The 10,642-nt window shown below is 72.2% G+C and carries 8 protein-coding genes and 1 rRNA gene; 2 read left to right on the top strand and 7 right to left on the bottom strand.

Annotated elements, in window-relative coordinates; all coding sequences use genetic code 11:
- Window positions 1-44: 44 nt before the first annotated feature.
- Both ACFWIS_RS39685 and ACFWIS_RS39680 read right to left on the bottom strand, forming a co-directional pair.
- Complete coding sequence (locus tag ACFWIS_RS39685) at window positions 45-1,379, bottom strand: class I SAM-dependent RNA methyltransferase (RefSeq protein WP_380463570.1); 1,335 nt, start codon at window positions 1,377-1,379, stop codon at window positions 45-47.
- Between the two features lie 416 nt (window positions 1,380-1,795).
- The gene (locus tag ACFWIS_RS39680; RefSeq protein WP_380463562.1) at window positions 1,796-3,877 is read right to left on the bottom strand and encodes an APC family permease; all 2,082 of its coding nucleotides are present in this window, start codon (window positions 3,875-3,877) and stop codon (window positions 1,796-1,798) included.
- 241 nt (window positions 3,878-4,118) lie between these two features.
- Between ACFWIS_RS39680 and ACFWIS_RS39675 the strand changes: the two genes are divergently transcribed.
- Both ACFWIS_RS39675 and ACFWIS_RS39670 read left to right on the top strand, forming a co-directional pair.
- A complete protein-coding gene (locus ACFWIS_RS39675) occupies window positions 4,119-4,787 on the top strand; it encodes a potassium channel family protein (RefSeq protein ID WP_380463572.1) in 669 nt (222 codons plus the stop codon).
- Window positions 4,787-5,458 (top strand): TrkA family potassium uptake protein, encoded by a 672-nt coding sequence (locus ACFWIS_RS39670; protein ID WP_350505498.1) that lies wholly within the window; start codon window positions 4,787-4,789, stop codon window positions 5,456-5,458. Before ACFWIS_RS39675 ends, ACFWIS_RS39670 begins: the two co-directional genes overlap by 1 nt.
- A 137-nt stretch (window positions 5,459-5,595) precedes the next feature.
- Here ACFWIS_RS39670 and ACFWIS_RS39665 read toward each other — a convergent pair whose 3' ends face one another.
- The 5 genes from ACFWIS_RS39665 to rrf all read right to left on the bottom strand — a co-directional run.
- Window positions 5,596-6,420: a DUF3159 domain-containing protein gene (locus ACFWIS_RS39665; protein ID WP_380463564.1), complete on the bottom strand. Its 825-nt coding sequence runs from the start codon at window positions 6,418-6,420 to the stop codon at window positions 5,596-5,598.
- A 2-nt stretch (window positions 6,421-6,422) separates the two neighbouring features.
- Complete coding sequence (locus tag ACFWIS_RS39660; protein WP_380463566.1) at window positions 6,423-6,830, bottom strand: OB-fold nucleic acid binding domain-containing protein; 408 nt, start codon at window positions 6,828-6,830, stop codon at window positions 6,423-6,425.
- An 85-nt stretch (window positions 6,831-6,915) separates the two neighbouring features.
- Window positions 6,916-7,596, bottom strand: a complete 681-nt coding sequence (locus tag ACFWIS_RS39655) for a response regulator (protein ID WP_033351413.1) — start codon at window positions 7,594-7,596, stop codon at window positions 6,916-6,918.
- Window positions 7,597-7,716: 120 nt separating this feature from the next.
- A complete protein-coding gene (locus ACFWIS_RS39650; protein ID WP_380463568.1) occupies window positions 7,717-10,308 on the bottom strand; it encodes an ATP-binding protein in 2,592 nt (863 codons plus the stop codon).
- 251 nt (window positions 10,309-10,559) lie between these two features.
- Window positions 10,560-10,642, bottom strand: a 5S ribosomal RNA gene (gene rrf / locus ACFWIS_RS39645); the annotation flags it as partial.

Here is a 10,642-nt window from a genome sequence, read left to right as displayed (position 1 = left end):
GCCCCCGTCCACGACGGGGGCCGCCTCCTCGGGCGTCACCGGGGTCAGGCCCCGGCCGGCTCCAGGATCGCCACGCACTCGAAGTGGTGGGTCATCGGGAACAGGTCGAAGGCCCGCAGCGAGACCAGCCGGTAGCCGCCCTCGCGGAAGAACGCCAGGTCCCGGGCGAGCGCCGCCGGGTCGCAGGCCACGTACGCGATCCGGCGCGCCTCCAGGCCGACCAGGTGGCCGACGGTCTCGCGCCCGGCGCCGGAGCGGGGCGGGTCCAGCACGATCAGGTCGGTGGCGGTGATGCCGGTGCGCGGCAGCAGCGTCTCGACCCGGTCGCACTCGATCCGCACGTTGTCCAGCGCGGCGAGGTTGTGCCGGGCGTCGACCACGGCCTGCGGGGCGGACTCGATGCCGAGCACCGCACCGTCCTCGCCGACCCGGTCGGCGAGCGCGCCGGCGAACAGGCCGACCCCGCAGTACAGGTCGAGCGCGCTCTCGCCCCACTGCGGGTCCAGGCCGTCCAGCACCGCGTCGACCAGGGTGTCCGGCGCCTCCGGGTGGATCTGCCAGAAGCCGCCGTTGCTGACCCGCCAGGTCCGTCCGGCCGCCCGCTCTCGCACGAAGCCGCGCCCGTGCACCTTGTGCACGTCGCCCTGGTCGTCGATTCGGGCGATCGACACCGGCTTGTCCAGCTCGACCAGCGGCAGCTGGGCGCCGTCGCGCGGGGTCAGGACGACCTGGCGGTCCGAGGAGCCGGTCGCGGCGACCGCCTCGACGCTCGCCACCCCCGGCCAGTCCCGGGACTCGATGCCCAGTTCGGTGACGCCCTCGGCGGCGATCAGGCAGCGGTCGATGACCTGCACCTCGTGCGAGCGGTGCTTGCGCAGCCCGACCTTGCCGCTCTCCGCGTCCACCGTGTACTGCACCCGGGTGCGCCAGGCCGGCACCTGCCCGGCCTGCAGCTTGCCGCCGACCGGCTCGACGCTGCCGTCCCAGCCCGCCTCGGCCGGGGTCAGCCCGGCCAGCTTCGCCAGCTGCTCGGTCAGCACGGCCGCCTTGAGCTTGCGCTGCCCGCCCGGGGTGACGTGCTGCCAGTCGCAGCCGCCGCACTTGCCCGGCCCGGCGAACGGGCAGGGCGCCTCGATCCGGTCCTTGGCGGGCTCCAGCACCTCCACCGCGTCCGCGCGCAGGAAGCGCGAGGTGCTGGTGCCCTCGGTCACCAGCGCGACCACCTTCTCGCCGGGCAGCGCGTGCCGGACGAACAGCACCCGCCCCTCGTGCCGGGCCACGCAGTGCCCGCCGCCGTGCGCGACCGGGCCGACCTCGACCTCGTAGCGCTCGCCGACCAGCGGGTCCCCGGACGGCTTCTCCGGCCGCGCGGCCCGCACGGACTGGCCGCGCAGCGCCTTCGGCGGCCGCACCGCCTGCTTGCGCGGCGCCTTCCGGCCGGCCGGTTCCGCGCCCTTGCCGTCCTGGACGGGCTTCCCGCCTCGCACGGCCTTCTCACCGCGCCCGGCCTTCTCGCCACCCGCGGCCTTCTCACCGCGCACGGGCTTCTCCGCCCGGGCCGCCTTCCCGTCCCGAACGGCCTTCCCGTCCCGGACGGCCTTCTCGACCGGGGCCTCCCCCGGCACGACCGGCGCCGTGCGCGCCGTCAGCCCCTCACGGTCGGTGGCCTCCGGTCGCTGCGGCTTGCCCCAGCGCGGCCGGGCCACCTGTCCGGGCTGGGAGCCGCCCCGACGGGCGCCCTTGCCCTTGCCGGAGGCGCCGGAGGAGCCCGAGGAGCGGGGCGGAGTGTTGCGCGTCACTGGGAGGAGTCCTTGCTGCGGTCGGAGGTGGCACCGGCATTCGCACCGGCACGGTCGGAATCCTTCGACTTTACGGCCTTCGGCGCCCGCGGCTCGCCACGGCGGACGGATCCCGGCGCCGACCAGGCCTTCTGCGGCTTGCGCCGCTCGGAGGACTCCAGCTGCCAGGGCACCGAGGTGACCATCACACCGGGCTTGAACAGCAGCCGCCCCTTGAGCCGCAGCGCGCTCTGGTTGTGCAGCAGGTGCTCGTACCAGTGGCCGACCACGTACTCGGGGATGTAGACGGCGACCACGTCGCGCGGGCTGCTGCGCCGCAGGTTCTTCACGTAGTCCAGAACCGGCCCGGTAATCTCCCGGTACGGCGAGTCCAGCACCTTGAGCGGGACCTCGATGCCGCGCTCGTCCCACTCCCGCCGCAGCGCCGCCGTGTCGGCCGCGTCGACGTTGACGGTGACGGCCTCCAGGGTCTGGGCACGGGCCAGCCTGGCGTAGGCGAGGGCGCGCAGCGCCGGCTTGTGCAGCTTGGAGACCAGCACGATGGCGTGCACCCGGGTCGGCAGCACCACGTCGTCCGGTTCCTCGGCGGCGATGAGTTCGTCGGAGACCCGGTCGTAGTGGCGACGGATGCCCTTCATCATCACGAACAGCACGACCATCGCGGCGATCGCGATCCAGGCGTGGCCGATCTTGGTGACCAGGACGACGATCAGCACCGCCATGGTCATCACCAGGCCGAAGCCGTTGATCGCCCGGCTGCGCTGCATGTGGCGCCGCTTGGCCGGGTCGGTCTCGGTGCGCAGCAGCCGGGTCCAGTGCCGGATCATGCCGGACTGGCTCATGTTGAAGGAGACGAAGACGCCGACGATGTAGAGCTGGATCAGCCGGGTCGGGTCCGCGTTGAAGGCGATGATCAGCAGGATCGCGGCGATCGCCAGCAGGATGATGCCGTTGGAGAAGGCCAGCCGGTCGCCACGGGTGTGCAGCTGGCGGGGCAGGTAGCGGTCCTGGGCGAGGATCGAGCCGAGCACCGGGAACCCGTTGAAGGCGGTGTTGGCGGCGAGCACCAGGATCAGGCCGGTGACGGCGGCGACGAAGTAGAAGCCGGGCGTGAAGTTGTTGAAGACGGCCTCGCTGATCTGCGCCAGCGCGGTCTTCTGGTGGTAGCCGGAGCCGGCGCCGACCAGCTGCTCGGTCGGGTTCTCGGCCATCTGCACGCCGGTCAGCCTGGCCAGCCAGATGATGCCCATGAACATCACCACGGCGATGCTCGCCATCAGCAGCAGGGTGGTGGCCGCGTTCTTGCTCTTCGGCTTGCGGAAGGCCGGCACGCCGTTGGAGATCGCCTCGACACCGGTGAGCGCGGCGCAGCCGGAGGAGAAGGACTTCAGCAGCAGGAACACCATCGCGAAGCCGGCCAGCGAGTCGTTGCCGGGGGTGGCGGCGAGCTGGAAGCCGGAGCTCTCAGCGGGCATGGACTGGCCGAGCACGAAGTGCCGGAAGACGCCGTAGCCGACCATGCCGATGACGCCCGCCATGAAGGCGTAGGTGGGGACGGCGAAGGCGGAGCCGGACTCGCGCACCCCGCGCAGGTTCATGCCCATCAGCACCACGACCACGACCACCGAGACGATCATCTCGTGGCCGCGCAGTGCCGGGACGGCGGAGACCACGTTGGCGACGCCCGAGGTGGTGGAGACGGCGACGGTCAGCACGTAGTCGACCATCAGGGCCGCGGCAACCACCAGACCGGAGGCCGGACCGTGGTTGACGGTCGCCACCTCGTAGTCACCGCCGCCGCTGGGGTAGGCGTGCACGTTCTGCCGGTAGGAGGCGACGACGGCGAGCATCACGATCGCCACCACGACGCCGATCTGCCAGGAGAAGTGGATCGCCGAGGCTCCCGCGACGGAGAGCGTGAGCAGGATCTCCTCGGGGGCGTACGCGACCGAGGAGAGCGCGTCCGAGGCGAAGACGGGCAGCGCGATCCGCTTGGGAAGGAGCGTCTCTCCGAGCTTGTCGCTGCGCAGGGCGCGCCCGATCAGGAGGCGTTTCGGAAGGTCAGTCGGCATAGGCACGTTAAGGAATCGTAGGGCTTTCCCGGCAGCACTTGCGCCGTTTATCCCCCCCTTCGTCGCGACTGTGTTCGGTGGACCGGCTAGCGTGTCGGATACGAGTCGGTGGGCAACACTCTGGTTGTCGAGCGGAGTCCGGCCGACGCCCCACGAGAACCCTCGTCCCGGCAGGACCGGGCGGGAAAGGGAGATGAACGGTGTTTGCGCAGGTCAAGAACCCTTCGGGATGGGTGAGGTAGCGCCGGTGCACATCGTCATCATGGGCTGCGGCCGCGTGGGCTCGGCCCTCGCGAGAGCCCTGGAGAAACAGGGCCACTCGGTGGCCGTGGTCGACCAGGACCCGACCGCCTTCCGTCGCCTGGGCGCCGGCTTCAACGGGCGCCGGGTGACCGGCGTCGGCTTCGACCAGGACACCCTGCGCGAGGCGGGCATCGAGGAGGCCGGCGCGTTCGCCGCCGTCTCCAGCGGCGACAACTCCAACATCATCGCCGCCCGGGTCGCCCGGGAGACCTTCGGCATCGAGAACGTCGCGGCCCGGATCTACGACCCGCGCCGGGCCGAGGTGTACCAGCGCCTGGGCATCCCGACCGTGGCGACGGTCCGCTGGACCGCCGACCAGATGCTGCGCCGGCTCCTGCCGAGCGGCGCCGAGCCGCTGTGGCAGGACCCGAGCGGCAGCGTGCAGCTGGCCGAGGTCGCGTACCACCCGGGCTGGGTCGGTCAGCGGGTCAGCCGCCTGGAGGAGGCCTCCGGCGCCCGGGTGTCGTTCGTGACCCGGCTCGGCGAGGGGGTGCTCCCCTCGCCGCAGATGGTGGTGCAGGAGGGCGACCTGGTGCACGTGATGCTGCGCCGGGCCGATCTGACGGCGGTCGAGGCCGCGTTCGCGCAGGGACCGAAGGAGGAGGGTCACTGATGCGGGTCGCCATTGCCGGTGCCGGTGCCGTGGGCCGCTCGATCGCGGGCGAGCTGCTGGAGAACGGTCACGAGGTCCTGCTGATCGACAAGAACCCCAACTCCATCTCGGTGGAGCGGGTGCCCATGGCGGAGTGGCTGCTGGCCGACGCCTGTGAGATCACCTCGCTGGACGAGGCGGCGCTGCAGCGCTGCCACGTGGTGATCGCCGCGACCGGTGACGACAAGGTCAACCTGGTCGTCTCGCTGCTCGCCAAGACCGAGTACGCCGTGCCGCGAGTGGTCGCCCGGGTGAACAACCCGAAGAACGAGTGGCTCTTCAACGAGTCCTGGGGCGTGGACGTGGCCGTGTCCACGCCGCGGCTGATGTCCGCCCTGGTCGAGGAGGCGGTCAGCGTCGGCGACCTGGTCCGCCTGATGCGCTTCAGCCAGGGCAATGCCAACCTGGTCGAGCTGACCCTGGCCGGCGAGGCCGAACTGGTCGGCACCCGGGTCGGCGACGTCTCCTGGCCGCAGGACACCGCCCTGGTGAGCATCATCCGCGAGGGCCGGGTGCTGGTGCCGGGCAAGGACGACACCCTGGAGGGCGGCGACGAGCTGCTCTTCGTCGCGGCGCAGGAGCGCGAGGAGGAGCTGGAGCAGCTGCTGTCGGCCACCTCCGGCGCCCAGTAGGAACCGCCCAGCGGGAACCTGCACGGTAGGAACCGCACGGCAGGAACCGCACGCGCGTACGGCAGAGGGCCCGCATCCCCCAGGAGGGTGCGGGCCCTCTGCCGTAGCGGGCGGGAGCGGGCGGGAGCAGGGAGCGGCTACTTGGCCGGCTCCTCCTCGTCGTCCAGCGGCGCCTTGATCGGCGGCGGCGCCTTCAGCAGGATCTGCCAGGTGACGTACATCGCCAGCAGCAGCGGCGGGATGCCGAGGGCGACCTTCAGCCAGCCGAGCAGGTTGACGTTGTGGGTGAAGTACAGCGGGAAGAGGATCACCGGCTTGAGGCCCATGATCACCACCCAGGCCCAGGTCGCCTTGGTGTAGGCGGCGAGGCGGCCCGGGTTCTCCTTGCGCCAGGTGAACATCTCACCGGTGATCGGGCCGAGCATCACCCCGATCATCGGCCAGCGCACCAGGGCGGAGACCGCCATGGCCGCACAGTAGCCGACGCTCCAGAGCAGGCCGGGGAGGTAGAAGTCCTCGGCCTTGCCGCTCTTCATCGCGATCCAGGCGCCGAGGGCGACGCCGAACACCCCGCTGAAGGCGTGCTGGATGGTCTCCCGCCGGGCCAGCCGGGCCACCACGAACAGCGCGCTCAGGCCGAGCGCGGCCCAGGCGGCGGCGCTGACCTGGTGGGTGACGTTGTAGGTGAGGATGAAGACCAGACCGGGCAGCGTCATGTCGATCATGCCGCGCACGCCGCCGAAGGCCTGGAGGACGGTGTCGGCGGCCTCCTTGGAGGCGGCCTTCCGGGCGGCTTCTGCGGCCGCCGGGTCCAGAGGCCGCTCGGCGGCCGGCGCGGTGCCCTCGATCGACCGGGCCAGTCCGTCCGCGGCCTCCGCGGCGGCGGCGTCCTGCCAGGCCGCCACGTCGGTGGCGTCCAGGTCGATCCGGGCGGCGGCGTCGCCGCCGGGGTGGTTGCTCACGCTCATTCGCTCCCGTGTCCCACCGGACGCAGCTCGTATCGGGGGTTGAACAGCACGCGGCGCCCGCGTGCGTGGCTGATCCGGCCGCTGGCGACGAGCCGGCGGCCCGGCTCTATCCCTGCGATCGAGCGGCGGCCCAGCCAGACGACCTCCAGTGCCTCGGTGCCGTCGAAGAGCTCGGCCTCCAGGGCCGGCACCCCGGCCCGCGGGCGGAGCGTCACCGTGCGCAGCGTGCCCGCGACGGTGACCAGCTGCCGGTCCGTGCAGCCGGCGATCGGCGTGCAGCCGGACTCGGCGGCGCTCTCCTGGCGCAGGTCCTCGGCGTCCAGTTCCTCGGCCGAGGAGGTCAGCCGGCTGAGAATGCGGCGGAACCGCCCCTGCGGCTGGCCGCTGCTGTTGTCACCACTCATGTCGGCAGGGTACCGGGTTCCGGCCCCCCGGCGGCAGGCGTCGCAGCCGTCGGGGGGCCGTACGGGCCGGTCTTCGAACCCCTGCTCAGCTCTCGAAGCGGTAGCCCATGCCCGGTTCGGTGATGAAGTGGCGCGGGTGCGAAGGGTCCCGCTCCAGCTTGCGGCGCAGCTGGGCGAGGTAGACCCGCAGGTAGTTGGTCTCGGTGCGGTAGGCCGGGCCCCACACCTCCTGGAGCAGCTGGGTCTGGCTGACCAGCCGACCGGCGTTGCGGACCAGCACCTCCAGCAGGTGCCATTCGGTGGGCGTGAGGCGTACGTCGGTGCCGTCCCGGTTGACCTTCTTCGCTGCGAGGTCGACGGTGAAGCTCTCGGTGACGACCAGCGAGTCGTCCTCCCCGGCGACCGGCTCGGCCCGGCGCACGGCGGCGCGCATCCGGGCGAGCAGCTCGTCCATCCCGAAGGGCTTGGTCACGTAGTCGTCGGCACCGGCGTCCAGGGCCTCGACCTTCTCGTCCGAGGCGTGCCGGGCTGACAGCACGATGATCGGCACCCGGGTCCAGCCGCGCAGGCCGCGGATCACCTCCACGCCGTCCATGTCGGGCAAACCCAGGTCGAGGACGACCACGTCCGGGTGGCGGGCGGCGGCCAGTTCCAGCGCGCTCGCCCCGTCGTGGGCCGCGTCCACCTCGTACTTGCGGGCCTTGAGGTTGATCACCAGTGCGCGGACGATCTGCGGTTCGTCGTCCACGACGAGGACCCGGGTCATTTACGGGCTCCGCCTTTCAGGCTGTCGGATCTTACGGACTGTGTCTTGGCTGTTCGTGCACCGTGGGCCGCCGGGCGGTGGGCCGGACCCGCGCCGGGCCCTGCCGCGATCAGCCGGAACTCACGTGATCAGTTCCGAGAGCGGATCGTCGCCCTCGCCGCCCACCCGGTCCGGTTCGGGCGGCCGTTCGACGGCGGGCAGGCTGACGACCATGGTCAGGCCTCCGCCGGGGGTGTCCTCCGCGGTGACGGTACCGTCCATCGCCTCGACGAACCCGCGCGCCACCGCGAGCCCGAGGCCGACCCCGGCGCCGCGCGGCGCGTCCCCGTAGCGCTGGAACGGCGCGAAGATCCGCTCCTTGGCGTCCTCGGGCACACCCGGCCCGCGGTCCACGATCCGCAACTCGACCCGGCCGGTCCGGCCGGGCGGCTGCAGGGCGTCGGCCTTGACCAGGACCTTGACGCCGTCCGGGCTGTACTTGACGGCGTTCTCGACCAGGTTGGCCAGCGAGCGCTCCAGCAGCCCGCCGTCGGCCCGGATCATCGGCAACGTCTCCGGCACCTCCAGCCGGACGGACTCCGGCGGGACCCCGCCGAGCGCGTACGGCACCACCTCGTCCAGGTCGGTCTCCTGGATCAGCGGGGTGACGGTGCCGGTCTGCAGTCGGCTCATGTCGAGGAGGTTGTTGATCAGGTGGTCGAGCCGGTCGGCGCCGGCCTCGATCCCGGCCAGCAGCTCGGCCTCGTCCTCCGGGTCCCACTCGACGTCGGCCGAGCGCAGCGAGGTCACCGAGGCCTTGATGCCCGCCAGCGGGGTGCGCAGGTCGTGCGAGACGGCGGCCAGCAGGGCGGTGCGGATCCGGTTGCCCTCGGCCTCCCGACGGGCGGCGGCGGCTTCCCGGGCCAGCCCGCGGCGCTCCAGCACCACGGCGGCCTGCGCGGCGAACGCCCCCAGCAGCCGCCGGTCGGTGCCGGGCAGCACCCGGCCGCGCAGTACCAGGGCCAGGCTCTCGCCGACCGGGACGTCAACGTCGGCCTCCTCGGGCCGCTGCGGCGGGTGTGGCCCCGCGGTGGCGACCGGCGCCCAGCCGCCGGTCGGCTCCGGGCGCTCCAGCAGCGCGGCGCTCTCCTGGCCGAAGGTCTCCCGGACCTGTTCCATCAGTGCGGTCAGCACCCCGTCCCCGTTCGGGGCGCCGCGCAGCACGGTGCCGGCCAGCGCGCTGAGCGTCTGTGCCTCGGCCTGGGCGCGGGCCGCCTGGTGAGTGCGCCGGGCCGCCAGGTCCACCACGGAGGCGACCGAGCACCCGACGACGGTGAATATCGCCACCGCCATGATGTTCTGCGGCTCGTTGATCGAGAACGTGTGCAGCGGCGGGGTGAAGTAGAAGTTCAGCACCGAGGAGCCGACCAGCGCCGAACCGATCGACGGCAGCAGCCCGCCGACGAGTGCCGCGCACACCGTCAGCGACAGGAACAGCAGCATGTCGGTGGACAGGCCCAGCCCGCCGATGGTGGTCAGCACCAGCGCCAGCACCGGCGGCCCGACCAGTCCGATCAGCCAGCCCGCGACGGTCCTGGTCCGGCCCAGGTCGGTGATCCGCCGCACGGGTATCTTGTTCCGGCGCCCGTGCCCGGCGTGCTCGTGGGTGACCATGTGGACGTCGATGTCCCCGGCCTTCTGGGTGACCAGGGTGCCGACGCCGGGCCCGTACAGGTACTGCCAGCCGGGCCGGCGGCTGGTGCCCAGCACGATCTGGGTGGCGTTCACCCCGCGGGCGAACTCCAGCAGCCCCTCGGCGGGGTCGTCGCCCAGGACGTTGTGGAAGGAGCCGCCGAGGCTCTCCACCAGGGCGCGCTGCTCGATCAGCGTCTGCGGCGAACCGGTGCCGGCAAGCCCGTCCGAGCGGGAGATGTGGACGGCCAGCAGCTCACCGCCGGAGACGCGGGCCGCGATGCGGGCCGCCCGGCGGATCAGCGTCGCCCCCTCCGGGCCGCCGGTCAGGCCGACCACGATCCGCTCCCGGGCCTGCCAGGTGCCCACGATGCCCTGCTCGGCGCGGTACTTCTGCAGGTACTCGTCCACCCGGTCGGCGGTCCACAGCAGCGCCAGCTCGCGCAGCGCGGTCAGGTTGCCCGGGCGGAAGTAGTTGGCGAGCGCGGCGTCGATCTTCTCCGGCATGTAGACGTTGCCGTGCGCCAGCCGGCGCCGCAGCGCCTGCGGGGACATGTCCACCAGCTCGATCTGATCCGCCCGGCGGACCACCTCGTCCGGGACGGTCTCGCGCTGGCGCACCCCGGTGATGCCCTCGACGGCGTCCCCGAGCGACTCCAGGTGCTGGACGTTCACGGTGGAGATCACGTCGATCCCGGCCGCGAGCAGCTCCTCGACGTCCTGCCAGCGCTTCTCGTTGCGGCAGCCGGGCACGTTGGTGTGGGCCAGCTCGTCCACCAGCGCCACCTGCGGGCGGCGCGCCAGCACGGCGTCCAGGTCCATCTCGGAGAACCGCGCACCCCGGTGCACCACCTGCTGCCGCAGCACGACCTCCAGCCCGGCGACGAGGTCCGCGGTCCGTCGGCGGCCGTGGTCCTCCACGAACGCCACCACGACGTCCGTGCCACGCTCCTGCCGCCGGTGTGCCTCGGCGAGCATGGCGTACGTCTTGCCGACCCCGGGGGCCGCCCCGAGGTAGATGCGCAGCCTGCCTCGTCCCATGAGCACCATTCTTGATCCGGCTCCGTCCGGGAGCCACCCCCGGACACCTGTTCCCCCGCCTTCGAGACTACGGTGTGAGCGGCGGTATTCCGCTGATCGGTGCACTGATCAGGCGGTTTTAGCGGCATATTGACGGAACCCAGCCACTCGGCGGGGGTCACCCGACGCCCGCCCGCCGGATTCCGTCCGATTTCCGGCACAACGCGAAGAGCCCCCATCCGGAAACCGGATGGGGGCTCTTCTGAAGAATTGTTCGGCGGCGTCCTACTCTCCCACAGGGTCCCCCCTGCAGTACCATCGGCGCTGTGAGGCTTAGCTTCCGGGTTCGGAATGT

The sequence above is a fragment of the Kitasatospora sp. NPDC127060 genome, assembly GCF_042724935.1.
Classification (GTDB): domain Bacteria; phylum Actinomycetota; class Actinomycetes; order Streptomycetales; family Streptomycetaceae; genus Kitasatospora.
This window is presented reverse-complemented; position numbering and strand designations above follow the sequence as displayed.